At 69.1% G+C, this 25246-nt stretch carries 21 protein-coding genes; 10 read left to right on the top strand and 11 right to left on the bottom strand.

The features are described from left to right. Positions 1 to 91: 91 nt before the first annotated feature. The 3 genes from ACQCSX_RS07390 to ACQCSX_RS07380 all read right to left on the bottom strand — a co-directional run bounded on the left by ACQCSX_RS07390 (position 92) and on the right by ACQCSX_RS07380 (position 3938). Positions 92 to 1786, bottom strand: coding sequence for a hypothetical protein (locus tag ACQCSX_RS07390; RefSeq protein ID WP_427018367.1), 1695 nt, complete (start codon positions 1784 to 1786; stop codon positions 92 to 94). 161 nt (positions 1787 to 1947) lie between these two features. Continuing rightward, on the bottom strand, positions 1948 to 2742 hold the full coding sequence (locus ACQCSX_RS07385) for a spermidine synthase (RefSeq protein ID WP_427018366.1): 795 nt from the start codon (positions 2740 to 2742) through the stop codon (positions 1948 to 1950). Beyond that, the gene (locus ACQCSX_RS07380; RefSeq protein ID WP_427018365.1) at positions 2742 to 3938 is read right to left on the bottom strand and encodes an aminotransferase class I/II-fold pyridoxal phosphate-dependent enzyme; all 1197 of its coding nucleotides are present in this window, start codon (positions 3936 to 3938) and stop codon (positions 2742 to 2744) included. Before ACQCSX_RS07380 ends, ACQCSX_RS07385 begins: the two co-directional genes overlap by 1 nt. A gap of 126 nt (positions 3939 to 4064) precedes the next feature. Here ACQCSX_RS07380 and coaD point away from each other — a divergent pair, with 126 nt between their 5' ends. The 5 genes from coaD to mutM all read left to right on the top strand — a co-directional run bounded on the left by coaD (position 4065) and on the right by mutM (position 7330). Then, entirely contained in the window at positions 4065 to 4565 is a 501-nt protein-coding gene (gene coaD, locus ACQCSX_RS07375; protein ID WP_427018364.1) for a pantetheine-phosphate adenylyltransferase, read from the top strand. Between the two features lie 213 nt (positions 4566 to 4778). Beyond that, positions 4779 to 5306, top strand: coding sequence for a YceD family protein (locus ACQCSX_RS07370; protein WP_427018998.1), 528 nt, complete (start codon positions 4779 to 4781; stop codon positions 5304 to 5306). A gap of 62 nt (positions 5307 to 5368) precedes the next feature. Next, on the top strand, positions 5369 to 5572 hold the full coding sequence (gene rpmF, locus ACQCSX_RS07365; protein WP_427018363.1) for a 50S ribosomal protein L32: 204 nt from the start codon (positions 5369 to 5371) through the stop codon (positions 5570 to 5572). Positions 5573 to 5634: 62 nt separating this feature from the next. Next, positions 5635 to 6378 carry a ribonuclease III gene (gene rnc, locus ACQCSX_RS07360; RefSeq protein WP_427018997.1) on the top strand — a complete coding sequence of 248 codons (744 nt, stop codon included), beginning with the start codon at positions 5635 to 5637 and terminating at the stop codon, positions 6376 to 6378. Continuing rightward, positions 6371 to 7330 (top strand): bifunctional DNA-formamidopyrimidine glycosylase/DNA-(apurinic or apyrimidinic site) lyase, encoded by a 960-nt coding sequence (mutM, locus tag ACQCSX_RS07355; protein ID WP_427018362.1) that lies wholly within the window; start codon positions 6371 to 6373, stop codon positions 7328 to 7330. Before rnc ends, mutM begins: the two co-directional genes overlap by 8 nt. Before the next feature lie 91 nt (positions 7331 to 7421). On the opposite strand, the gene ACQCSX_RS07350 is transcribed toward mutM, so the two are convergent. The 5 genes from ACQCSX_RS07350 to ACQCSX_RS07330 form a co-directional block, all read right to left on the bottom strand. Beyond that, positions 7422 to 7604 carry a hypothetical protein gene (locus ACQCSX_RS07350; protein ID WP_427018361.1) on the bottom strand — a complete coding sequence of 61 codons (183 nt, stop codon included), beginning with the start codon at positions 7602 to 7604 and terminating at the stop codon, positions 7422 to 7424. Next, positions 7574 to 8803, bottom strand: coding sequence for an MFS transporter (locus ACQCSX_RS07345; protein WP_427018360.1), 1230 nt, complete (start codon positions 8801 to 8803; stop codon positions 7574 to 7576). Before ACQCSX_RS07345 ends, ACQCSX_RS07350 begins: the two co-directional genes overlap by 31 nt. A gap of 258 nt (positions 8804 to 9061) precedes the next feature. Further along, positions 9062 to 10063 (bottom strand): NAD-dependent epimerase/dehydratase family protein, encoded by a 1002-nt coding sequence (locus ACQCSX_RS07340; RefSeq protein ID WP_427018359.1) that lies wholly within the window; start codon positions 10061 to 10063, stop codon positions 9062 to 9064. Continuing rightward, on the bottom strand, positions 10060 to 12753 hold the full coding sequence (locus ACQCSX_RS07335; protein ID WP_427018358.1) for an alpha/beta fold hydrolase: 2694 nt from the start codon (positions 12751 to 12753) through the stop codon (positions 10060 to 10062). Before ACQCSX_RS07335 ends, ACQCSX_RS07340 begins: the two co-directional genes overlap by 4 nt. Beyond that, positions 12747 to 13772: a 3-oxoacyl-ACP synthase III gene (locus ACQCSX_RS07330; RefSeq protein ID WP_427018357.1), complete on the bottom strand. Its 1026-nt coding sequence runs from the start codon at positions 13770 to 13772 to the stop codon at positions 12747 to 12749. Before ACQCSX_RS07330 ends, ACQCSX_RS07335 begins: the two co-directional genes overlap by 7 nt. Positions 13773 to 13990: 218 nt before the next feature. On the opposite strand from ACQCSX_RS07330, the gene smc reads away from it, so the two are divergent. Further along, positions 13991 to 17626: a chromosome segregation protein SMC gene (smc, locus tag ACQCSX_RS07325; RefSeq protein ID WP_427018356.1), complete on the top strand. Its 3636-nt coding sequence runs from the start codon at positions 13991 to 13993 to the stop codon at positions 17624 to 17626. A 193-nt stretch (positions 17627 to 17819) separates the two neighbouring features. Continuing rightward, the gene (locus ACQCSX_RS07320) at positions 17820 to 17999 is read left to right on the top strand and encodes a hypothetical protein (RefSeq protein WP_427018355.1); all 180 of its coding nucleotides are present in this window, start codon (positions 17820 to 17822) and stop codon (positions 17997 to 17999) included. Here the strand turns inward: ACQCSX_RS07320 and ACQCSX_RS07315 are convergent. Beyond that, complete coding sequence (locus ACQCSX_RS07315; RefSeq protein ID WP_427018354.1) at positions 17996 to 19273, bottom strand: MFS transporter; 1278 nt, start codon at positions 19271 to 19273, stop codon at positions 17996 to 17998. The genes ACQCSX_RS07320 and ACQCSX_RS07315 overlap by 4 nt on opposite strands. A gap of 79 nt (positions 19274 to 19352) precedes the next feature. Here ACQCSX_RS07315 and ftsY point away from each other — a divergent pair, with 79 nt between their 5' ends. Continuing rightward, a complete protein-coding gene (gene ftsY / locus ACQCSX_RS07310) occupies positions 19353 to 20573 on the top strand; it encodes a signal recognition particle-docking protein FtsY (RefSeq protein WP_427018353.1) in 1221 nt (406 codons plus the stop codon). A gap of 83 nt (positions 20574 to 20656) precedes the next feature. Here the strand turns inward: ftsY and ACQCSX_RS07305 are convergent, their stop codons facing one another. Both ACQCSX_RS07305 and ACQCSX_RS07300 read right to left on the bottom strand, forming a co-directional pair. Then, positions 20657 to 22243, bottom strand: a complete 1587-nt coding sequence (locus ACQCSX_RS07305; RefSeq protein WP_427018352.1) for a hypothetical protein — start codon at positions 22241 to 22243, stop codon at positions 20657 to 20659. Next, complete coding sequence (locus tag ACQCSX_RS07300; protein WP_427018351.1) at positions 22240 to 23016, bottom strand: LPXTG cell wall anchor domain-containing protein; 777 nt, start codon at positions 23014 to 23016, stop codon at positions 22240 to 22242. The genes ACQCSX_RS07305 and ACQCSX_RS07300 overlap by 4 nt, the downstream gene beginning before the upstream one ends. A gap of 496 nt (positions 23017 to 23512) precedes the next feature. Between ACQCSX_RS07300 and ACQCSX_RS07295 the strand changes: the two genes are divergently transcribed. Then, the gene (locus tag ACQCSX_RS07295) at positions 23513 to 24880 is read left to right on the top strand and encodes an ammonium transporter (RefSeq protein ID WP_427018350.1); all 1368 of its coding nucleotides are present in this window, start codon (positions 23513 to 23515) and stop codon (positions 24878 to 24880) included. Further along, positions 24877 to 25215, top strand: coding sequence for a P-II family nitrogen regulator (locus ACQCSX_RS07290; RefSeq protein WP_427018349.1), 339 nt, complete (start codon positions 24877 to 24879; stop codon positions 25213 to 25215). The genes ACQCSX_RS07295 and ACQCSX_RS07290 overlap by 4 nt, the downstream gene beginning before the upstream one ends. Positions 25216 to 25246: the final 31 nt, after the last annotated feature.

Raw genomic sequence — 25246 nt, 5'->3', positions numbered from 1 at the left:
TAGGAACACCAAGGGGAGGCAGTCCGGATGGACTGCCTCCCCTTGGTGTTCCAGGCCTGAGCGGCCCAAAACGGCCCGTGGGCCCGTGCGGTTAGAACGTGAAGGTCAGCACCGTTGCGGTGCCCGAGGTGAGGGGCAAGGTAATGGTGGAGGACCCGGCGGTGAATCCGGGGATGCGGGCCCGGTCAGCCTTGGCGACGCCGCCGGACTCAAGACCATCAATGCGCGTCTGGTCTGCGGCGTCGAACGCCGGACCTGTCATTTGGGTCATGGTTCCCGTGGCGGCCGCCTGGGGCAGGGTGATGGTGATGGGCGCCTGGGCGCTGGTGGTGGGATCATTCTGGTTGACGATGGCCACACTCATGCTGCCATCGGCGTGCTTGACGGCGTAGCCATAGATGTCCTCATCGCCGGCGGTGTCCACCTTCTGGAACTCACCCGATCCGATATTCCCAACCAGCATCATGCCGTAGTACACGGGCTGCATGTGGAACTGGCCGGCAGGGTCCTTCAAGGTGCCCGCGTCGCACACGGGGGACAGCGGGGCGCCGCCCTTGCACGCGTCCAGGGTGCTGTGCAGATCGATCTGGGAAACGCCAGCCTGGGCCGCGCTCAAGGAATAGTTCACGATCGACAGGCCCGAAACATGCTTGCGGGTGGTCTCATTGGCGCCGGCGCAGGTGGAGATGCCCGTTTCGGTCAGCCAGGTGGGAATGTTGGCCGACTTGCCCACCTTCACGGCGGCTTCGCTGTAGGCGGTGCTGGAGTCCGCGAGCGAGCGGGACATGGCCCGTTCGATGGATGGCGTCAGCGGATCGCCGTCCTTGGGGCAAATGTTCAACGGATAGTGGTGGTACGACATCGCGCCGATGTTGGGCAGTTTCGCGTCAGCGAACTTCTTCCACCATTCATTGGAGTACACTTCGGGGCCGACGATCTTCACGCCGGGCGCCGCCTTGACCATGGCATCGGCGACTTGGGCGGCCTCCTTGGCCCAGTCCTCAAAGCTCCAGGAGGGGCCGCGCAGCGTGTAGTAGGGGCTCATGGTCCGGTTGTAGCCGTTGGGCTCGTTGCCCAGGCTGATGCCCAACAGCCGATCGCCCAGGATCTTCTCGGCGTTCGCGGCCAGATCCGCATTGCGGGCGGGGTCGAAATGGCCCATGTCGGCGGAGAGCACCACCTTGCCGTCGGAGGCATCCAGGAGCCGCTTCAGACGCTCCAAGTCCGCGGGCTGGACCTTCACGATGGGACGCTTGTCACCCTTGTAGGCGGGGTTCAGGGTCCAGTTGGGGATGGGCTCATCCGTGGAGGTCCAGAAGAAGCGCCTGTCGACCGACTGCCCACCAAACCTGATGACGGGCTTGTCCAGCCGCTTGAGCATTGCCGCGAGGTCCGAACCGGTGGGGTCCAGCCGATTGTCGTTGAGGAAATCCGTGTCAATCGACAGGCCCATCAGCCAATCCGGGAGCGATTCCCCCACGCCCTTGTCCTCGACCTTGATGGTGGTCGCGTCCACGGGCTTAACGGCGGTGGCGGCCGCACCGATCTGGGCGTATTCGGCCTTGTCAAAAGCCGGGAACGACTTGGTGCTTTCGGGGGCGGCCGGAGCGCTGCAGCCACTGAGGGCGGCAGCCCCCAGGAGCGCGATGGCCAGCACTGCGGCGCCCGCGCCGGAGCCAAGGATACGCCGCCTTTTCCGGGTGGCGGCGGCCCGGGTGCCACCACCGACATTGTCAACGCCATGAGTCGTCTGGGCTGGCTCGGGCGCGTGAAAATCGTCAGTCATTCTTCTCCAAGGTTGCGTGCCGCAGCACTGGCCAGTCCGGTCGGTGCCGGCCCCAGTGCTGCAAATATTCGATGTCCTACCACTGTCCGCTGCGCAGTCTCCGCGCACACCGGAACCGGGGGTGTCTACCGGCGCTGAGTCTACAAGAGAACTCCCCGCGGCTACGGACGGCGGCCCTGCGGCGGGTCCGCCAGCTGGTCCAGATCGACGCCGGCAAGGACCGTGGCGGGGTGCGGGCCGCGGGCGGTCAGCTGGGTGCTCCACGCCGCCGGCCAGGGGCGCTGCACACCGGCAAGAATGATGTTCCCGGGGTAGCGGCCGCTGAACAGGGAGGATTCGCCGTAGGCGGCCACCCCATCCAGCACGCGGCGCAGGGCGGCCGTCTGGCTGCGGACCAGGGTGAAGCCGGGCTCGTCGCCCACATTGACCAGCAGCACGCCGTCGTCGGCCAGCAGCGCCGCGGCCTCGCGGTAGAAGTCCTCGCAGGCGATGTGCTCCGGCGCCTCGGGCCCGGAGAAGATGTCCAGGATGATCACGTCAAAGCCCGGGCCGCCGTTGAACCCGGCCAGGGCCTCCCGCGCGTCGCCGATGTGGGTGGCCAGCACCGAACCCTCGGGCAGAGGCAGCTGGGCCAGTACAAAGTCCAGGAGCTCGCGCTCGAGTTCGACGGCGTGCTGCACGGATCCGGGCCGGGTGGCCTGGATGTAGCGGGCCAGGGTCAGGGCACCCGCGCCGAGGTGCAGGGCCCGGATCGGTTCCCCGGCCGGTGCGGCCAGGTCCACAACATTGGCGATCCGGCGCAGGTACTCATAGAAGACATCCTCCGGCGCCGCCAGGTTCACATGCGATTGCTCGGCGCCGTCAATGCTCAGCACCCAGGCACCCTCGCGCCACCGGTCCGGCTCGATGGTGGCGTGGACGCCGCTGGTGCGCAGAAACCGCGACGAAGCGGCCACTAGAGCCGGTCCCGCAGGGTGGCCAGCTGCGCCGCCGCCTGCTCGAGCAGCGGCACCTTCTTGCAGAAGGCGAAGCGCAGCAGGGTCCGGGTGCGCTCGGCGCCCTCCGGGTGGCAGAAGACCGGGACCGGGATGGCCGCCACGCCCACCAGCTCGGGCAGGCGTCGGGCCAGGTCCAGGGAATCGGTGATGCCCAGCGGGGCGGTGTCGGCATTGACGAAGTAGGTTCCGGCCGGGGTGTAGACGTCCAGTCCCGCGGCCCGCAGGCCCGCACTGAGGATGTCGCGCTTATGCGCCAGTGTGGCGGCGATCTCCGCGTAGAACTCGTCGCCCAGCCGCAGGCCGGTGGCGATGGCGCCCTGGAACGGCGTGCCGGAGCTGTAGGTGAGGAATTGCTTGACCGTGCGCACCGCCGCCACCAGCTCCGCGGGGCCGCTGAGCCAGCCGATCTTCCAACCGGTGAAGGAGAAGGTCTTGCCGGCCGAGGAGATGGTGAGCGTCCGCTCGGCGGCACCGGGCAGCGTGGCCACGGGAATGTGGGCAACACCGAAGGTCAGGTGCTCGTACACCTCATCGGTGACGATCACGGCGTCGTGCTTGCGGGCCAGCCGGACGATCTCGCCGAGCACGGCCGTGCCGAAGACGGCGCCGGTGGGGTTGTGCGGGTTGTTCACCAGCACCACCTTGGTGCGGTCGGTGAAGGCGGTCTCCAGCGCGGCCAGGTCCGGCTGGAAGTCCGGGGCCAGCAGGGGAGCGGTGGTGTGGGTGGCGCCGGCCAGGGCGATGATGGCGCCGTAGGAATCGTAGAAAGGCTCAAAGGTCAGGACCTCGTCCCCGGGCCCGACGAGCGCCAGCAAGGTGGCGGCGATGGCCTCCGTGGCGCCGGTGGTGATGATGATCTCATCCTCCGGATCCGGGGTGAGGCCGTAGAAGCGTTCCTGGTGCTCGGCCACGGCCAGGCGCAGATCGGCAATGCCCTTGCCCGGGGCGTACTGGTTGGCCCCGGCGGCAATGGCCGCCTGGGCCGCCTCGCGGACGACGGCGGGGCCGTCCTCGTCCGGAAAACCCTGGCCCAGGTTGATGGCACCGTGCGCCAGGGCCAGCGTGGTCATCTCTTCAAAGATGGTCACGCCCAGGGTGCCGTCGGCGCCCAAGAGGTTGGCTCCGCGTGCACTGCGCTGCCAGGGACTGGTCATGGGTTCTCCTTGGAATCGGCAATGGAAGAGGGCTGCGGGCAGTCCCCGTGCCGATTCTTTCACCAATTGGCGGCCCGCACCGTTGCGTGCCGGGGCGGGCAGGCGCTGATGGACTACATTGCTCGTATGCGACGTGCGGTATGCCCTGGCTCCTTTGACCCGATCCACAACGGACACCTGGAGGTGATTGCGCGGGCGTCGGGCCTCTTTGACGAGGTCATCGTGGCCGTCTCCACCAATTACGCCAAGAAGTACCGTTTTCCGCTGGAGCAGCGGCTGGAGATGGCCCGCGCCACGTTCTCCGCGCTCAGCGGCATCATTGTCGAACCGATGGGTGACGGTCTGCTGTCGGACTTCTGCCACGACAAGGGCGCCTCGGCCATCGTCAAGGGGCTGCGTTCCTCCTCGGACTTTGACTACGAGCTGCCGATGGCCACGATGAACCGCCAGCTCAGCGGCGTCGAAACCGTCTTCCTTCCGGGGGAGAGCCGCTACCTGCACCTGTCCTCGACCCTGATCAAGGAAGTGTCCGATCTGGGCGGAGATGTCTCCGATTTTGTGCCGCGCGCCGTGATGCGCAAACTCTCCGCTGGCGCGCCGTCGCCGGATCGGGGTCCGGGGCACTAAGCTAGGGAAGGCGGAAAACCGGCCGCCTGCACCCCGTGGTGCTTCAGGGCCGGCGAACCGCCGTCTTCATGCCGGGCCGTCCAGTTCCGGATCCACGTTGACGTTTTGTCGATGGCGGGATTATCGGGCTAAGATGGTACGTCGGTCATATGTTCTACAGGAGTTCTCATTAGCGCAACCACGTTGGGCAACAGTTCCAACCCGGGCTCGCCTTTGGCCATTAGTGTCAAGGATCTTGGGCGCAGCCCAGGCAGCATGAAAACCCTGAACGAACATGTGCCAGCACCAAAGGATTTTGGTGTGGCGCTCATTGGCGTTCAGGAAGGGTCCGATATGGACCTGGAACTGAGGTTTGAGGCCGTACACGAAGGAATTTTGGTTTCCGGCAGCGTACTCGTGGATGTCACGGGTGAGTGTGCCAGATGCCTGGATCCCCTTGCGTATGACCTTGAGGTTGATGTGCAAGAGCTTTTCTTCTACGAGGACGGGTCGAAAGACACCACCCCCGCGGAAGAGGACGAGCAAGAGCAACGTTGGGTCGAGCGCGATTTCATCGATCTTGAACCGGTGTTGCGGGACGCAGTGGTAACCGCCCTGCCGTTCCAGCCGGTGTGCCGGGAAGACTGCCAGGGTCTGTGCTCCGAATGTGGAGTGCACCTGGCGGATGAGCCGGGGCACCACCATGAGGTCCTGGATCCTCGGTGGGCCGCCCTGCAGGGCTTAACCGGCAAAGACAACTAGCAAAGAGCTGAAGTTAGAGCTCGGGTAACTTGCCCGGGGTCATCGAGAGAAAAGAGTTAGCCGTGGCTGTTCCCAAGCGGAAGATGTCCCGTGCCAATACGCGCGCACGCCGGGCCCAGTGGAAGGCCACCGCGCCCGCCCTGGTCAAGACCATCGTAAACGGTGAGGTTGAATACAGCATGCCGCACCAGGCCAAGGTCGTCACCGACTCCGCCGGTACCGCACTGTTCCTTGAATACAAGGGCCGCAAGGTAGCCGACGTCTAAAGACGTCCGGTTTCAGTAGTACTGGATTGAATATTTCTGCAGGAGATGCCGCTGTGCCCCAGATGACGGACCAACCGAAGTCCGGGGACAGGCATCAACTGCTGTTGAAGCGTCTCGGCGTCACTATTGATGCCGGGACGCTTCGTCTTGCCCTGACGCACCGGTCCTACGCCTATGAAAACGGCGGGATCCCCACCAATGAGCGCCTTGAATTCCTGGGCGACTCCATCCTGGGCTTCTCCGTGACCGATGCGCTGTACCGGGACCACCCGGACCTGCCCGAGGGCGATCTGGCCAAGCGCCGCTCCGCCGTCGTGAGCACCCGCGCCCTGGCCGGCATTGCGCGCGGCCTGGGCGTGGGGGACTTCATCTACCTGGGCCAGGGCGAACGCCTGACCAATGGCAAGAACAAGTCATCCATCCTGGCGGACACCATGGAAGCGCTCATCGGCGCCACCTACCTCAGCAATGACATTTTCACCGCGCGCGACCTCGTGATGCGCCTGGTCGGCCCACTGCTGGCCGACGCCACCGCCCTGGGCGCCGGCACGGACTGGAAGACCAACATCCAGGAGATCTCCGCGGCCGAGAACCTGGGCCAGATCCAATACGTGGTGGACGGGGCCGGCCCGGACCACGCCCGCAGCTTCACCGCCACGCTGATGATCGGCGGCAACGCCTGGGGCACCGGCAACGGCAACTCCAAGAAGGAAGCCGAGCAGGAGGCCGCCGCCGATGCGTGGAAGGCCCTGGCCGCCCGCGACACCAGCGACGAAGGTGCCGCGGCCCCGGCCGGCAATGCCTGAACTTCCCGAGGTTGAGGTGGTCCGCCGCGGCCTGGCCCGCTGGGTCGCCGGGCGCACCGTCACCGGCGTCGACGTCGTGGACGCCCGCTCCATCCGGCGCCACGGGCTCGGGAGCGAAGACTTCACCGGCAATCTGGCCGGCGCCACAGTTTTGGATGTCGTCCGCCGCGGCAAGTTCCTCTGGATGCCTCTGTCCGACATGCCCCAGTCCGACAGCGGCGAACCCACCGTGCCGCACACCGCGCTGGTGGCCCATCTGGGCATGAGCGGGCAGCTGCTGATGCAGGATGCCGCCCAGCCCGATGAAAAACACCTCAAGGTCCGCCTCCGGCTGTCCGCCCGCGACGGCGAACCGGAGCAGCTGCGCTTTGTGGACCAGCGGATCTTTGGCGGGCTCTTCATCACCTCCCTGGTGCCCACCGCCGATGGACTGCCCGGCGGCACAGGCACCTCCGATTGGCCGCTGATCCCCGACGAGGCGGCGCACATTGCCCGCGACCCGCTGGACCCCGCCTTTTCCGTGGACGCCGTGCATGCGCGGCTGCGCGCCCGCAAGACCGGCCTGAAGCGGGCGCTGCTGGACCAGGGGATGGTCTCGGGCATCGGCAACATCTATGCGGACGAGGCCCTCTGGGCGGCCAAGCTCCACTACGCCCGCGCCACCGATACGCTGCGCCGCAGTGAAACGGAGCAGGTGATCCAAGCCAGCCGGGACGTGATGCTGCGCGCCCTGGCCGCCGGCGGCACCAGCTTCGACTCGCTCTATGTCAACGTCAATGGGGCCTCGGGCTACTTTGCCCGCTCGCTGAACGCCTATGGCCGCGAGGGGGAACCCTGCCCGCGCTGCGCGGAGCTGGGGCTGGACACGAGGATCCGGCGCGATTCCTTCATGAACCGCTCGGCCTACAGCTGCCCGGTCTGCCAGCCCAAGCCCCGCAACGGACGCTGGTAGCCCGCCCGCCGCCGTCGTCGTTCAACTGTGCAACAGCAAACGCTCCCATGGACGTCCATGGGAGCGTTTACTGTCGCACAGATGAAGGGTTTTACGCGGTTATGTACGTCTCCTCGGCGTCGACGTCCTTGCCGGTGGGGTCCCACTTGATCAGCACGACGGCGAGGGTGCCCAGCAGCGGCGCCAGGGCGATGATCCAGAAGACATTTGTCTGCAGGGCCGTCGCCAGCACCGGGAAGGCGATCAGCGACACGATGCTGAACGAGCGCTGCACGGCCTGGTGAAGCCGATGCCCACCCCGCGCAGGGACGTGGGGTAGCTCAGCGTGGAGTACGCCATCAGCTGTGCACCCGGGCCCATGGCCTGGAAGAAGATGAACGTCGCCAGCATCAGCACCGCGAAGACCACCAGCACGCCCTGCGGCAGGCCCAGGAGGGCCAGCACCAGCAGCGAGGCCGTCTGGACGGCAAAGCCGATGATGGCCAGGTTGCGGGCACCGGTGCGGGAGACCAGAGCAACGCCCAACAGGCCACCACCGACGCCGAAGCCGAAGTTGATCACCAGCGAGGACAGGATGGTCACCAGCGGGCCCTGCTTGAACATGGTGGAGATGATCAGCGGCGTGCCATAGGCGACGGCGTTGTAGCCGAACGTGGAGAACACGCTCACGCAGATCGCGGCAATGGTGCGCATCCGGTAGCGCGGGGAGAACAGCACGCCGAAGCTCTTGGCCGAGGTCTTGGGCGGGCGGGCCAGGTCCAGCTCGGACTTCTCGGCCAGCACGGCGTCGATGTTGTGCTTGCTGCGCAGGATGTCCACGGCGCCGGTGAGGTCGCCCTGGTTGGCCAGCCACTGCGGGGATTCGGCCAGGTAGCTGCGGCGGACCACCAGCACCACGAGGGCCGGCACGGCGCCAAAGCCCACCACAAAGCGCCACAGGTGGTCGTACTGGGCGGCGGGCAGGGAAAGGAAGAGGATCAGCACGATGACGTACCCGACACCGGTGGCACCGTACCAGGCCGGCGACCAGGAGTTCACGCGCTGGTTCCGGTTGCCCTTGCCGCGCAGCCGGGAGAACTCGGCCAGGAAGGCCATGGCGACGGGCAGGTCAAGGCCCACGCCGATGCCCATAATGACGCGGAAGAAGATCAGCCACCACTCGTTGGGGGACAGTGCACAGCCCAGGGCAGCGACCACGAAGAACACCATGTCCGCCATGAACAGGCGGTAGCGGCCGAAGCGGTCCACGAGGTAGCCGCCGCCCAGGGCGCCAATGACGGCGCCGACGAAGATGGAGGCGTTGACCAGACCCGTGGTGAACGGATCCAGGCCGAACTGCGTCTTGATCTGCGTGATGCCGAAGGCCAGCGAGGAGAAATCGTAGGCATCCATGAAGATGCCGCCCAACGCCAGGACGACGACGGCAAAGGCACCCTTCTGCGGTCCCTGCTGGTAGGCCAGGGCGTTGGCCACGTCCTTGGCCGACGAATGACTACCGAGCCGGCCGTTTTGGGGGCAGTGGTGGGTGGAATATTTTGTGAAACAGGCATTGAGCGAACTTATCGTTCGGTAGGTCCTACCTCCAAGCCAGCGCGGTCACACGCCGTCGCGGACGTGAGAAAACACATATTGGGCCGGTGGTCTCGTTGATCGAGCGAAGCCGAGGCCTCAGACGTTCAGCACATGGGGTTTCGATGGGCTCAACCAGCGGAGACGCTCAACCCGCGGGGGTCAACCGGCGCGGTAGTGGGCGGCGAGGCGTTGGAGGCCTTCCTCGATGGTGACCTCGGGGCGCCAGTCCAGCACGGCCCGGGTGTGCCGTTGGTCGAACCAGTGCGCCGTGGAAAGCTGCTCGGCCAGGAACCGGGTCATCGGCGGCTCGTCGTGCACCCAGCCATGCCGTCCGGCGGCGTCCCAGAGCCGCTCGATGGCCGAGCCCGCGTTCCGGGCCAGCCAGCCGGGGACCGAGCGCGACGGCGGTGCCACGCCCGCGGCGGTGCAGATGCCGGCGATCAGCTCGCCCACCGGCCGGGGCTGGCCGTTGGTGACCACCAGGGCCTGGCCGTGGGCGTGGTCCATCCGCTCCAGTCCGCGCACGATCGCGGCGGCGGCATTGTCGATGTAGGTGGTGTCGATCAGCGCGGCCCCGTGGCTGAGCAGTGGCAGTCTCCCGGCCCGGGCTCGTTCGAGGACGCGTTCCACCAGCTGGGTGTCGCCGGGACCCCAGACCACATGCGGGCGAATGGCAGTGACCCGGAAGGCCGGGGAGTCCTCGGCCAGGGCCAGCAGCTCGGCGGCGGCCTTGGACCGGGCATAGTGTCCATGCGCGCGGTCCGGATCCGCCGGCCCGGCGCCCTCGCCCGCGATGGAGGCGCCAAAATGCGCCACGGAGGGGGAGGACACGAAGACGAAATCGCGCACTCCGGCGGCCCGCGCGGCCGCGAGCAGGGTGCGGGTGCCGCCAATGTTGGTGGCTTCGAACTCGCTCCAGTCCCCAGTGATGGAGACCTTGGCCGCCAGGTGGAGAACGGCGTCGACGCCGTCCACGGCCCGCGCCACGGCCGCCGGATCCGCCACGGAGGCGCGGACGGATTCGATGGGCGCCCCGTGGCCCGGGAGCGCCAGCGGGCCGCGCTGGAAGGTGCGCACCGAGTGGCCCTTGGCCGCCAGGAGGCTGGCCACGGCACCGCCGAGCAGGCCGCTGGCGCCCGTGACCAGAACCCTGCGGCTCACGGCTTCCCGGCCCTGGCCCCGGAGAGCAGACGTGCGGCCCAGGCCGCCAGTGCGGTGCGGTCAACCTTCGAGTTGTGCCGGATGTCCGTGGGCAGCCGCGGGATGGTGACGACGGCGGCCAGTTCCAGCCCGGTGCGCTCCGCCACGGCCGCGCGCACCGCTGCGGACACCTCCGCGGGGGCAGGGCCGGCCTTGGCCGCGGGCGGCGCCGTCTCAACGACGGCCACTGCCACCTGTGCGCCGGCCGGGCCCACGCCAACGACGGCGGCGCGGGCCACCGCGCCAACCGTGGCGGCGGCGTGTTCGGCGGCCACCGGGGTGCGCACACCCTCGGCGGTGGCCAGCACATGCCCGAGACGGCCCTCCACCCACAGCCGTCCGGCCGCGTCCAGATGGCCAACATCGCCGGTGCGGTGCCAGCCGGGGATCGAGGCGCTCTGGGCCTGGGTGATCCACAACCGGTCGTAGCGGTCCTTGACGTGCGGGGCGCTGACCAGGATTTCCCCGGTGGCGCCGGGCGTGGTCTCCGGCGTGTTGCCGGGCACCCCATCCGCGCCGAGCGGGGCGATGGCCACGGTGGCACCGGCGACCGCGGTCCCGACACAGACGCCGTTGCCGGTCCCCGCGGCGCGGATGCCGGGCAGGTCGATGTCCGTGACGGGCAGGGCCTCCGTCATGCCGTAGGGCGTGTGCACGCCCGCCTGGGGCAGCAGATCCTGCACCCTTGCCAGCAGCGGCTCCGGAATGGGAGCGCCGGCGGAGAGCACCAGCTCGACGGCGGCCAGCGCCTGCCGTTGGCCGCCGGTGAGCATTGCGGCGGTGGCCAGCACGTTGTCCAGGGCGGCGGGGGAGGCAAACACGGTGGTGGCGCCGACGGCGGCCGCGGCGTCGGCCAGCGCCGCCGCCGTCAGCGTGCGCGGGGCCGTGACGTCCATGTCGGGGGTGACGGAGGTGGCGCCCAGGGCCGGGCCGAGCAGCGCGAACGGTGCGAACCCTGCCACCAGGGCGGAACCGGCCTTGAGGTTGTACGTGGCCCGCAGGGTGTCGCGCATGGCCGCGAGCTGGCGGTGCGTGTAGACGACACCCTTGGCCGGACCGGTGGACCCGGAGGTGAACAGCACGGCGGCGTCGGCGTCGGGCGCCGCTGCCGCGAATACCGCTGCCGTCCCCGTATGGCGGAGCCGGCGGCCCTTCTCGAGCAGTTCGGGGACTGTTGCGGCCACGCCCAGGGCGCGGTGCGTGGCCAGCCCGGCGCGGTGCGTGGCCAGCCCGGTGCGGCCGGCCGGTGCCCCGGCGGAAATCTTCACGCCCGGCCAGTTGTACAGCCTCGCGCCGGCCAGGGCGCGGTCGATGCCGACCAGGTATCCGGGCCCGGCGCCCTTGACGGCACGGCTGAGGCCTGCGGTGCCCAGACCGGCGTCGGCCACGACAATCACGGCGCCCAGGCGCAGGCAGGCGTAGATCAGCGTGGTCAGCTCGATGCCCGGGGGCACCAGCAGGCTGACGCGGTCGCCGGCGGACACGCCGATCGAGGCCAGCCCGGCGGCCAGATCGTCCACGCGGGCGGCCAATCCGGCCCAGGACAGCGAGCGGTCCGCCCCGGAGGATGCGCCGCCGGCGGGGGCCATGTCGACCACCGCCACCGAGTCGTCGCCGGTGCGGGCGTCCAGCTCGGCCAGCATGGGTGTGTAGCCGGCGGGGCCGGCGGCGGCACCGGACGGGGCAGCTGCGCGGCCGGCGGTCAGGCCGCCGTCGGACGCCAGGACATGTGCGGCCAGCCAGTCGAAGGCAGGTGTCGCGATGTCCCGGTCCTCGGGCAGCAGATGGCTGGCGCCCTCAAAGCGGTGCACATCGGCGTGCGGCAGCCTCTCCACCAGGTCGCGCAGGTACCTGTCGGAGAACACCGGGTCCTTGGGGCCCCACATCAACAGGGCCGGCACCGCCAGGGCGCGGATCCCCTCCGACACCGCGGCCAGGGCCGGCCAGCTCGGGTGCTCCTCGGTGGCCGGGATGTCGGCGACAAAGTTGCCCACCCCTGCGCGGCGCCGCGCGGTGCGGTACGGGGCCATAAAGGCATCCCGCACGGCCGGGGCCAGGGCAGGCTGGGCCAGGGCGTGGGTGACGCGCAGGAAGGCGGCCGACGTCGTCGTGCCCCAGCGGTGGACGGCAGGGTGCAGTGCCAGCCGGAGCGAGGGCGGCAGCGAAAAGCCCGCGGGGTGGACGGCTGTGTTGGTCAGCACGACGCCGGCCAGCAGGCCCGGGTGGGCCAGCGCCCACCCCAGGGAGATGAGGCCGCCCCAGTCATGGCCCACCGTGACCACGGGGCCCTTCAGGCCCAGCGCGGCGGACAGGTCGGACAGGTCGGTGACGCGGTCCGCCAGCCGGCGGAAGGTGCCCGTGCGGGCGGAGAAGCCCATGTCCAGCTGGTCCACGGCCACCACGCGCCAGGGCCCGCCCGATGCGGCGGCGGCTCCGGCCAGCAGGGACCGCCACAGGTACGACCAGGTGGGATTGCCGTGCACGCACAGCAGCGTGCCCACCGGCGCCAGCCCCGCGGCGGCCAGTTCGCCGGCATTGTCCAGAACATGCCACTTGTGCACGGTTCCGGCCGGGTCGACGCCAGCGGTGGAGGGCACCTGGACAAACCGGGACCACGCGGCGTCCACGCCGGGCCAGGGCGCCGCTACCACGCGATCTCCAGCATGGCGGTGTTCAGCCCGGAGCCAACGCCCATGCACAGCACCCGATCGCCGGGGTTGAGCGTCTGCGCCTCCTGGGCCAGCGTCATGGGCAGCGAGGCAGGTCCCACATTGCCCCACTTGGGGAACGTGATAGGGACCTTGTCCTTGGCCAGGTTCACGGCCTTGATGATGGCATTGGTGTAGGAGTTGGAGACCTGGTGGGTGACGTAGCGGTCCATGGACTTCCAGTCCCAGCCATCGCGGTGGGCCCCGTGCCAGGCGTTGAGCACCAGCTCCAGGCCGTTGTCCAGCAGCCCCTTGGTGTCGGTGAACATGCCATCGGGACCGCCCACGCACAGCTCGTGGTGTTCGGTGCCGGCGCGCGAGACCCCGCCGATGATCCGGTGCGATCGCGGGTGGAGGTCGGCCGGGCCGATGACGGCGGCGGCGGCGCCGGAGCCCAGGGTCAGCGTGGCGAATTCGCGCAGATAGTCCGCCCGGGTGGAGGAGGCATCATTGAGCCGGCGGAAGGTGGTTTCCTGGGTGGCCTGGGCGTCCTCGCCGGCCACGATCAGGGCGTACTTGATCTGCCCGGAGTCGATCATGCTGGCGGCCAGAGTGATCCCGTTGACGAAGCCGAGGCACGCGTTGGCCAGGTCAAAGTTCATCGCCGACGACGGCAGCCCCAGCCCGTTGTGGATCTTCACGGCCACGGACGGCTCCAGGTTCCGGCGCGTCACGGAGGTGTTGATCAGCAGGCCGATCTGCCCCGGCTCGATGCCGGCTTCGGCCAGCGCCTTGGCACCGGCTTCGGTCGCGGCGTCGTCGAATTCCGTGCCCGGAGACCACCAGCGGCGTTCGTGCACGCCGGCAACTCGTTCAAGCATCCGTTTGGACAGGCGCAGCCGTTTGAGGCTCGGCGCCAGCCTTTCGTCAAAGTCGGCCGAGGTGACCACCAGCGGCGCCTCAATGCTTGTCACGGCCAACAAAGCCGCGGTGTGGTGCCTGAACGTTGCATTGCCGGTCAATAGCGTGCCTTTATCCGTCTGTCGTGGGTGCCGTGGTGCATGCGTTGGGGCAAAAGTGGTGCGTCTGGCCCGAAATCTTAACTATGCACCCCCGGCCGTGGTTCCCGCACATGCGCGCCGAGGCATACTTTGGCCCACATTCGGGACAAAATCGGCAAGGATGGCCGGCGGACGCAGTAGATTTGAGGGACACCCACCCACCCAGGAGCCGAACCACAGTGCATTTGAAGAGTCTCACCGTCCGTGGATTCAAGTCATTTGCCTCCGCCACCACCTTCGATTTCGAGCCCGGAGTGACAGCCGTCGTCGGCCCCAACGGCTCGGGAAAATCCAATGTGGTGGATGCCCTGGCCTGGGTCATGGGCGAGCAGGGCGCCAAGACCCTGCGCGGGGGCAAGATGGAGGACATCATCTTCGCCGGGACGGCCGCACGCCCGCCGCTGGGCCGCGCCCACGTCTCGCTCACCATCGACAACTCCGACGGCGCGCTGCCGATCGACTACAACGAGGTCACCATCTCGCGGACCCTGTTCCGCACCGGCGGCTCCGAATACGCCATCAACTCCAGCCCGGCCCGGCTGCTGGACATCCAGGAACTGCTCTCCGACTCCGGCCTGGGCCGCGAGATGCACGTCATTGTCGGCCAGGGGCAGCTGGACAAGATCCTGCACGCCACCCCGGAGGATCGGCGGGGCTTCATTGAGGAGGCCGCCGGCATCCTCAAGCACCGTCGGCGCAAGGAAAAGACGCTGCGCAAGTTGGAGGGCATGGCGGCTAATCTGGCCCGGCTGGGCGACCTGAGCGCTGAGATCCGCCGCCAACTGACGCCGCTGGGCAAACAGGCCGAGGTGGCCCGGCGCGCCCAGACCGTACAGTTTGACGTCCGCGATGCCCGGGCCCGGCTGCTGGCCGACGATCTGGTGCAGCTGGTGCGCACCGTCGCCCGCGAGGAGGCGGACGAGACAGCCGTCAAGGAACGCCGCGCCGCGGTGGACGTGAGCCTGTCCTCCCGGCGCCGGCGGCAGGCGGAGCTTGAGGAGGCTGCGGCCGCCGCCGTCCCGGTGCTCAATGCTGCCCGGGACAATTGGTACCAGCTTGCCGCGGCGAAGGAGCGGCTGCGCGCCCTGGGCGTGCTGGCCACCGAGCGGCGCCGGCTGCTGGCGGCGGCCGCGCCACAGCCGGACCCCAGCCGCGATCCTGACAGGCTGGCTCAGCAGGCCGGACGGCTCCGGGCCGAGGCGGCCGCGCTGGCCGCCGATATCGCCGCCCGGGGAACCGCCCTGGCCGAGGCAGTGACCGCAAAGGCCGCCACGGAGGACGCCGCCCGTGCCGAGGATGCCCGGCTGACGGCCCTGTTGCGCGCCACGGCCGACCGGCGAGAAGGACTGGCCAAGCTGGCGGGCGTGCTGGGCTCGGCCCAATCGCGCGCCGAATCGGCCCAGGCGGAGATCGGCCGGCTGGCACAGGCCGCCGGGGCGGGCGAGGAACGCCGCCGGGCCGCCGCGGCCCAGGTCGAGGTGCTTGACGCGCAACTGGCGGGCGCGGTGGAGGCCAGGGATGCCCTCGGGGTGGAGTGCGCGTCCGCCGACGCCGCGCTGGCCGCGGTGCTCGCGGAGGTCGCAGGGCTCACCGAGCGCCAGCATGACGCCGAGCGCCGGCATGCTGCCCTCACCGCCCGGGTCGAGGCCCTGTCCGCGGGGCTGCGGCGCAAGGACGGGACGGCCGCACTGCTGGCGGCCGGCCAGCCTGGGGTGCTCAGTGCCGTGTCGGACCTGCTGGGCGTCGACGCCGGCCACGAGAGCGCGATTGCCGCCGCCCTGGGCGCGGCAGCCGGCGCGGTGGCAGTGGTGGATGTGGCCGCGGCCGTGGCCGCCCTGGACCTGGTGAAGGCGCACGACGGCGGCAGGTTGTCCCTGCTGGTGGCCGGCACCGCCACCGCGGGTACGGTTTTGTCCGGCACCAGCACGGTGGGGGAACTCCAGCCCCTGCCCGTGCCCTCCAGCGTGGCCGCCGCGCTGGCCGGCGAGGACGGCTCCCTGCCGGCGGCCGCCGTCGTCCGCTGCCCGGCAGCCCTGGCCGCGAGCGTGGGCGCGCTGCTGGACGAAGTGGTGCTGGTGCAGGATCTGGCCCAGGCCGCCCGGCTGGTGGCCCGGCATCCGCAGCTGACCGCCGTGACAGCCGACGGCGATGTCCTGGGTGCGTGGAAGGCCAGCGGCGGCTCGGCCGGCGCACCGTCCCTGCTGGAGCTGGCCGCCAGCGTCGACGAGGCCGCTGCCGCACTGGCCGAGGTGTCGGTGGAGTCCGACCGGATCCGCGCGGCACAGTCCGGTGCCATGGCCCGGCGCGCCGAGGCGCAGAGTGCGGCCGACGGCGCCCAGGCACGCCTGCGCGCTGCCCAGGCCAGGTATGCCGATGCCGCCGGGAGGCTTGGCCAGCTCGGCGCCACCCTGCGTTCGGCCGAGGGGGAGAGTGGGCGGGCGGGCGCAGCACAGGCCGCCGCAGTGCTGAACCTGACCGCTGCCGAGTCCGCCGTCGCCGAAGCCGCCGCACGGCTGGCCGCGGCCCAGGCGGCCCCGGTGGAGGAGGAACCATCCACCGACCGCCGCGATGGGCTGGCGCTGGCGGCCACGGCCGCGCGCGCCGCCGAGATGGAGGCCCGGCTGGGCCTGCGCTCGGCCCAGGAGCAGCACACAGCCGTGGGCAACCGCGCGGGGGCGCTGGAGCGGACCGCCGCCACGGAGCGCCTTGCCCGCGAGCAGGCCGCCGAGCGTGCGCGCCGCCGCGCCTTCGCGGCCCGCAAGGCCGCCGCGGTGGCCACCGCCGCCGAGCACCTGCTGCGCTGCGTGGACCTCTCGCTGGCGGTGGCCGGCCGGGACCGCGATGCGGCGGAGGAGGCCCGCACCCACCGCGACGCCGAGCTGGCTGGCCTGCGCATCGAGGCTGCCGGGCTGGAGCAGGAGCTGTCCATCCTCACCGATTCCGTGCACCGCGACGAACTGGCGCGCGCCGCCACGCGCTCGCGGATCGAGGCCCTCGAGGCCAAGGCCTTGGAGGACCTGGGCCTGACCGCTGACCATCTGGTGGCCGAGTACGGGCCCGACGTCCCGGTGCCGGCCGCGTCGGCCGGGCCGGGGGACAAGTGGGCTGCCCTGCGCGTACCGGTGGACGGCGACGGCGAGGAGCTGCGCGAGGGCACCGTGTTTGTCCGCGCCGAGCAGGAGGCCCGGCTCAAGCAGGCCCAGCGTGACCTCGCCGCGCTGGGCAAGGTCAATCCGCTGGCGTTGGAGGAATTTGCCGCACTGGAGGAGCGCCACCTCTTCCTCAGCAGCCAGCTGGAGGACCTGCGGTCCAGCCGCCGGGATTTGCTGGCCATCATCAAGGAGGTGGACGCGCGGGTGGAGCAGGTCTTCCGCGCAGCCTTCGCCGACACCGCGGTGCAGTTTGAACGGGTCTTTGCCACCCTGTTCCCGGGCGGCGAGGGCCGGCTGGTGCTGACGGATCCCGCAAACATGCTCACCACCGGCATTGAGGTGGAGGCGCGTCCGGCGGGCAAGAAAATCAAGCGGCTCTCCCTGCTGTCCGGCGGGGAACGCTCGCTGACCGCCGTCGCACTGCTGGTGGCCATCTTCAAGGCCCGCCCGTCACCCTTCTACGTGATGGACGAGGTGGAGGCCGCGCTGGACGACACCAACCTGGGCCGGCTCCTCACCATTTTCCGGGAGCTGCGCGAGTCCAGCCAGCTGATCATCATTACGCACCAGAAGCGCACCATGGAGGTGGCCGACGCCCTCTACGGCGTCACCATGCGCGGCGACGGCGTCTCCACCGTGATCAGCCAGCGGCTGGCGGAATAAGGCGCGGGGTGCCAACGCCACGGACATGGTGGGCCGCGGGGCATGGAAGAAGCGGGGCCATGGAATTAGAATGGTGGGCATCGAGGCTTGCGTCCATGCTCCGCCGGTTTTCCCGCCGGTTTTCCCGCCGGGAGGGCGGCGGGCACGTTCCCGAACCGATGTGTCGGACACGATTTGGAAGAAAAGGGAAACCATGCCGGCTTGGCTGATAGTTGTGGGCGCCGTGGTCGTCGTCTGGGCGGTTGTTGCCGCCGTGGTGGTCTTCTTCATGGTGGGCGCCGGCAAACTGCGCCGGTGGGAGGAACTGGCGGTCGAGGAACACCTGCGGACGCATGCCGGCGCGACGGAGCCGTCGGAACACGACGCCGCCTAAACCGTGTGCGTGTCCTTGGCGCCCAACCAGAGGACGACGGCGAGCACGGAGACAACCGCCGCCATGGCGAACGCCGCCTCGTACGAAAAGGCATCCACTAGTACGCCGGCCGCGATGGGACCCACGATGGTGCCCAGGTCCTGGCTCATCTGGAACACCGCCAGCGGCCGTCCGCCCGAGCGTCCGGTGCCAATGACGTCGGCCATGGTGGCCTGCTGGGCCGGCCCCATCAGACCGCTGCCGATGCCCGCGATGGCGGAAACGGCGAAGAAGATGGCCTCGTTGCTGCTCAGCCCCAGCGCCGCCATGGCCGCACCATTGACCACCAGGCCCAGGATGACCATGGGCTTCCGCCCCCAGGAATCCGCCAGCTGGCCGGAAAACGCCAGGGCGACGGCGGTGCCGCCGGCAAAGACGGCCAGCGAGATGCCCGCCACCGCCGGGCCCGCGCCCAGCACCGCCGTGGCGAACAACGGCACGAGGGCCATCCGGATGCCCAGCGCCGACCAGCCATTGGCAAAGCCGGAGACCAGTGCGGCCCGGTAGCTGGATTGGTCCAGGGCCGCACGCAGCGTCAGCACCGCCCGCACCGGCGTCTGGACGGCGTCGGCGACAACTGTCGCGGCCACAGCCGTTGCGGTGGCGGCGGTGGTCGGTGCGGAGCCGACGGTGGGGGAGCCAGCGTCGGATCTGGCCCCGGCGGGCTCGTGCAATTGCGTGGCCACCAGCACGGCTACCAGCACCAGCGCGACGGCGTAGACCAGGAACGGCAGCGCCAGGCCAAAGCCGGCCAGCAGCCCACCCACCACGGGTCCGGCAATGCTGCCCAGCAGGAACGCGCCGGAGTAGATGCTCGAGACCCGGCCTCGGGCCTCGGGCGGGGAGAGCCGGATGAGCAGCCCCATGGCTGCCACAGTGAACATGGTGGAGCCGATGCCGCCCAGGCCGCGGTAGAGCAGCAGCTGCCAGTAGTCGTGGGCCACGGCGCAGGCGGCGGAGGAGGCGGCCACGATCAGGATGCCGGCAATGTAGGTGCGGCGTTCGCCCATCCGCTCCACCAGCACGCCGCTGAGCGGGGCAAAGAGCAGCCGGGTCAGGCCAAAGACGCTGACGATGATGGCGGCGGCGCTGACGGAGACGTCAAAGCTGCGGGCAAATTGGGGCAGGACCGGGGCCACGATCCCGAAGCCGATGGCAATGAGAAAAGCACCGGCAACCAGGACTTTGATTTCCCGGGGCAGGTGCACTTTTGGGGCAAGGCTGGGTTTGGACATCGCTTTAGAGTTTGCCATACCCTGCGCGGCACATGGCGGGCTCAGGGGTGCGGCTGTGGCCGCGTGAGAAGCTAGAAGGGTGAACCAGACCCTTGCCACCATTGTGTACATCGTCGTCGGGCTTGCCATCATTGGCGCCCTGATCCCCGTTTTCCTGAAGGCACGCAAGAGCGGTGCAAACTACACCGGCCCGCGCGATGCCAACGATCCCGCCGCCGGCGCATCCGCGTCCGGCACCCTCGTCGAGGACCGCCCCGCCGCGCCAGGGGTAACCTCGGCACCGTCGCCGTCCGCCCCGGCGGACACCGCCGCCGTCGAGGAGGCCGCCGAGCTCCGGGCCGCGGAAGCCGAGGTCGCGCCGGCCCTGGAAACCCCGCAGCCGGTCGAGGGCCGCCTGGTCCGCCTGCGTTCGCGCCTGGCCAAGAGCAACAACGCCTTGGGCAAGGGCTTGCTGGCATTGCTCTCCCGCGACACCATTGACGAATCCGTGTGGGAAGAGGTCGAGGAGACCCTGCTGCTGGCGGACATTGGCACCGCGCCCACCATGGAGTTGGTGGACATCTTGCGCGAGCGCGTGAAGGTGCTGGGCACCCGCGACCCCGAGCACGTCCGGGCCCTGCTGCGCGAGGAGCTCATCAAGCTCGTTGACCCCACCATGGACCGCTCGCTGAACATCTCCCGGCACGAGGACCGTCCGGCCATCTTGATGGTGGTGGGCGTGAACGGTGTGGGCAAGACCACCACCGTCGGCAAGCTGGCGCGCGTGCTGGTGGCCGAGGACAAGGACGTCCTGCTGGGCGCCGCCGACACGTTCCGGGCTGCGGCCGCCGAGCAGCTGGCCACCTGGGGCGCCCGGGTGGGCGTGCCGACGGTGAAGTCCGACGTCGACGGCGCGGACCCGGCGTCCGTCGCCTTCGAGGCGGTCAAGGCCGGCATTGAGCAGGAGGTGGACGTGGTCATGATCGACACCGCCGGCCGCCTGCAGAACAAGGTGGGCCTGATGGACGAGCTCGGCAAGGTCAAACGCGTCATCGAAAAGCAGGGCACCGTGGACGAGATCCTGCTGGTGCTGGACGCCACCACCGGCCAGAACGGCCTCACCCAGGCGAAGGTGTTCGCCGAGGTGGTCAACATCACCGGCATCGTGCTGACCAAGCTGGACGGCACGGCCAAGGGCGGCATTGTCGTGGCCATCCAGAAGGCGCTGGGTGTTCCGGTGAAGCTGGTGGGCCTGGGCGAGGGTGCCGACGATCTGGCCCCGTTCGACGCCGAGAACTTTGTGGACGCGCTGCTGAACTAGCCTGCGGCAGCGGGTCCAAACGCCGGCGGCCCGGCACCTCCCTGGCGGAGGTGCCGGGCCGCCGGCGTTTCACGGGATTGCTGTCAGGCTGGCGTCCTGCGGCGGCGGACGGCCAGGGCGCCGGTTCCGAGCAGCAGGGCCGCGAGGCCCGCCAGGGCCAGGGGCAGGGTGCCGCCTGCACCGGTGGCGGCCAGCACGGCACCTCCGGGAAGAACCGTGAGGGACGTGGACGAGTGCGTATTGGCGAAGGAGCCAACAGCGGTCACGGTGGTCTCACCGGCCGGGTAGCCGGCCGGAATCGGCAAACAGACACTGAAGCCCGACGTCCCAAAACCTCCCGGGGCGGGATCAGCCGCGGACTGCTCACTGGCGCGGGGGACAACGGCCGTGACCGCCGGTGCGTTGGGGATGGAGACGGTCACCGTTTCAGTTTGGGTGAAGCCGATGCCGGCCACCATCGTGCAGTCGCCGGGTGAAACCTGCGCGGGGGCCACGGTGATGATTCTGGTGCCCACAACCGTAATGTCGACGTAAGAAATGGAACGGGCCCCACCGCTGAACTGGGCCTGGACAGTTATGGAGTACAAAGCGGGGCGATTGCCGGCCGGAATCGGCAACAGTGTGCTGAAGTTTCCTTCAATGGAGGCTGCGACCGTCACTGCAGAGGGGGCATCGGGAGGGCCAATTTGAGCCGACGAACTGCCGGCATGGACACGGTCCCAGTTCCTCAGAATCAGCGAGACGGATTCGAAGGGTGCAAACCCTGTGCCTGTCAACGTGGCCGAGCCACCCTGGGCGACTATTGGCGTGGAGGTTGCCAATTGTGAAGCGTCGTAGGCGCCGGCCGCGGCGTTGACCGTAAGGCGCCCGGAGGCACTGGACGTGGTTCCCGCGGCGGTCACCACCACGCCGGCTTCCGGCCAGTGGGTGGCAGGAATGGGCAGGTCCACGGAAAAGTTGCCGCTGGCATCGGCGGTGGCCGGGACGCTGCTCGCCGGTGCCGGTCCCGCTGGCGGGATGGAGACCACCACATCTTCATTGGGTGCGAAATCGTAGCCGGCAATGGTGGCGCTGCCGCCAACCTCGAGGTACGGCGTAGTCGCTACGACTGAAGCATGGGCCACCGGAACCACCCGAAAAACGGCTGTTGCAAAACCGGTAATAAGAGCATCGGCGGTGACAGCTACCTCTCCTGGCGGACAGTCCACCGTCAAGGGGAAATCAAAACTGAAGTCTCCGCCGTCACTGGTAACGGCATACCCCGAAAACCTTACTGGCATACAGGGGCTGGAGACATAGACGTCGGTGAATCTGGCGAACCCCGAGCCAACGACGTGCACGATGCCGTACTGCTCCACCACATCGGGGGTGATTCGGATTTCCCGGGTGGCGGTCGGAGCCTCGGCTGCCGCTGCCAAGGGACTTTCGGTGGCGGTGGCCGTTGCCGTTGCCGACGCGGTGGCGGTGGCACTGGCCGGTGCCGTTGCCTTGGCGGTCGGTGCGGGAGTGGTGGTGGCCGGAGCCGTGTCGCTGGCCGAGGCCGTGGACGAAGCGGTGGCCGAAGCCGTGGCTGTCGGGTCTTCGGGTGCGGCGGTGGCGGGGAGGACGGCCGCGCCGGCCAGGATGACGGCGGCGGCCCCCGCCCAGAGGTTGCGCGTGAATGCTCTCATGGTGCTGGCTGCTCGCATTTCCGGCGCACGGCCAGGGCGCCGGTTCCGAGCAGCAGGGCCGCGAGGCCCGCCAGGGCCACGGGCAGGGTGCCATCGGTGCCGGTGGCGGCCAACTCGGCCGGATCCACGGTGATGGCCGGTGCCACCACTGTGGCCCTTGCCGTGGCCGTCAGCTTGGAGACGCCACCCAGGGCGGCGATCACCACCGCACCCACCGGGTAGCTTCCGGGGATGGCGAGATCGGCACTGAGGGTGCCCGCCGCCGTCGCCCTGATGGTCACGGTCGAGCTCGGATACCGGCTGCCGTCAATGATCACTGACGAGTTGCCTCCGTCGAAGGCCACCGCCGGGTACAGGGCCAGCGTGACGGATTCGCCGGGCGCGAATCCTGTTCCGCTCAGCTTGGCCACTCCGCCCTGTGCAACTGTCGGCGTGGTGGTCTCCAAGACCGGGCGGTACGCGCCGTCCAGGGCCGTGGTGCTGGTTGGTTCGGGCGTGGTGGCGGTGGGGCTCGGCGTGGTGGTGGCCGTGGCCGTGGCTGTGGCGCTGGCCGAAGCCGAAGCCGACGCCGACGCCGTAGCCGATGCCGTGGTGGCGGCTGCGGCAGAAACCGTGGCTGCGGCCGAAGCCGTGGCTGTCGCCGAAGCCGTGGCTGTCGCCGAAGTCGTGGCTGTCGGGTCGCCGGGTGCGGCGGTGGCGGGGAGGGCGGCCGTGCCGGCCAGGAGGGCGACGGCGGCTGCCCCCGCCCAGAGGTTGCGCGTGAGTGGTTTCATGGTGCTGGTTGCTCGCATTTCCGGCGGCCGTTCCGGCTCCGTGCCACGGTGCCGTGGCCTGTCTCCGGTCCTGACGCCTGTCTGATGGAAGCGGAGCGGAGGCCGTCGGGCCACGTCCACATCCCCCTTGTGGAATGGACCCGCACGGTCATCGCAATGATTCCGCCGGATCCGTGGCCATTGTCCGACGTCTGGCGGACGGAAGTCAACCAAAATGGCGATGTTGGCCATGCCATTGGCCATTGTTCGGGGTGGTGGGGGCCGCAGATATCCGATCTTTCCGGCACGTGTGGCCGTGGCCGCCAGACCCGCGAAACATGGCCGAAACATTCCTGCCACGCAGTCTTTACCTGCGGCGCATTTCTGTAACCGGGCGGCAATGAAGTCTCGGATCAGCGGAAACACGCGCTCGGCAATCTAGAAGAGAACTCAGGGCAGTCACCGGGCGGTGGCGGCACCGAGCCCCCTCTCTTCTAGACAGAAAGGTATGGAGACCATGAACACTGGCGACACAGCGTGGGTCCTCACCTCCGCCGCTCTGGTCCTCTTGATGACCCCCGGACTGGCGTTTTTCTATGGCGGCATGACCCGGGCCAAGGGCGTGCTGAACATGATGATGATGAGCTTCGGTGCCATTGCGGTGGTCGGAGTAATCTGGGTGCTCTTCGGCTACTCGGCCACCTTCGGCACCGACATCGGCGGCGGGCTGCTGGGCAACCCGTTCCAAAAGTTTGGCCTTGAGGGCGTGCTCGCCACCGGCGAGAACATGCCGCTGGTGGGGACCATCCCGGAGATCGCCTTTGTCGGCTTCCAGGCGGTCTTTGCCATCATCACCGTGGCGCTGATCTCCGGGTCCATCGCGGACCGTGCCAAGTTCGGCGCATGGATGGTTTTTGCGGCCGTCTGGGTCACCCTGGTGTACTTCCCGGTCGCGCACTGGGTCTTTGACTTCAACAAGGATGCCAACGGCAACCCGATCGGCGGTTGGATCGGCCAGGGGCTGGGCGTCATTGACTTCGCCGGTGGCACCGCCGTGCACGTCAACGCCGGTGCCGCGGCCCTGGCCCTGGCCCTGGTGCTGGGCAAGCGGAAGGGCTTCGGCAAGGATCCGAGCCACCGCCCGCACAACCTCCCGTTCGTGATGCTTGGCGCCGGTCTGCTCTGGTTCGGCTGGTTCGGCTTCAACGCCGGTTCCGCCTTGGGCGCCAACGCCGTCGCCGGCTACGCCTGGATCAACACCCTGGCCGCTCCGGCCGCCGCAACCCTGGGCTGGCTGATCGTGGAGAAGCTGCGCGATGGACACGCCACCTCCCTCGGTGCCGCCTCCGGTGCCGTGGCCGGCCTGGTCGCCATCACCCCCGCCTGTTCCGCGCTGACCCCCATGTGGTCACTGGCCCTGGGCCTGTTGGCCGGTGTCGTCTGCGCCATGGCCGTGGGCCTGAAGTACAAGCTGGGCTACGACGATTCCCTGGACGTGGTGGGTGTGCACCTGGTCGGTGGCCTCTTCGGCACCCTCTTCATCGGCCTCGCCGCCAACCCGGAGTCCCCGGCGGCCGGCACCGGCCTCTTCTACGGCGGCGGCCTGGAACTGCTGGGCAAGCAGGCCATCGGTTCGGTGGCGGTCCTGCTCTACTCCTTCATCGTCGCCTTCATCATCGGCTGGGTCATCAACAAGACCATGGGCTTCCGGGTCTCCGAGGAGCACGAGGCCGAGGGCGTCGACGTCAGCGTCCACGCCGAGTCCGCGTACGATTTCGGGGGACGGGTGGGAGGCAGCTTCCAGCCGATGCCCGAACTGGTCCGCGCATCGGACGGCGAGGACGTGTCCAGCAACTCCGGCTCCAAGACCAAGGTGGAAGCATGAAACTCATTACGGCAATCATTCGCCCGGACAAGCTCGACGATGTCCGCGGCGGCCTGGAGAGCTACGGCGTCCAGGGCCTGACGGTCAGCGGGGCCCACGGCTACGGCCGCCAGCGCGGCCACACCGAGGTCTACCGGGGGGCGGAGTACACGGTGGACCTGCACCCCAAGATCCGCATCGAGGTCCTTGCCACGGATGAGCAGGTGGATGACATTGTCGACGTCATCATCTCCACCTCCAACACCGGACAGGCCGGCGACGGCAAGGTCTGGACCGTGGAGGTCTACGAAGCGGTCCGCGTCCGCACCGGCGAACGCGGAGCGGCCGCCGTCTAGACGGGGGTGGAGGCACGGAAAGCGCGGGTCC

This window comes from Pseudarthrobacter sp. P1, from assembly GCF_050156935.1.
Classification (GTDB): Bacteria; Actinomycetota; Actinomycetes; order Actinomycetales; family Micrococcaceae; genus Specibacter.
This window is presented reverse-complemented; position numbering and strand designations above follow the sequence as displayed.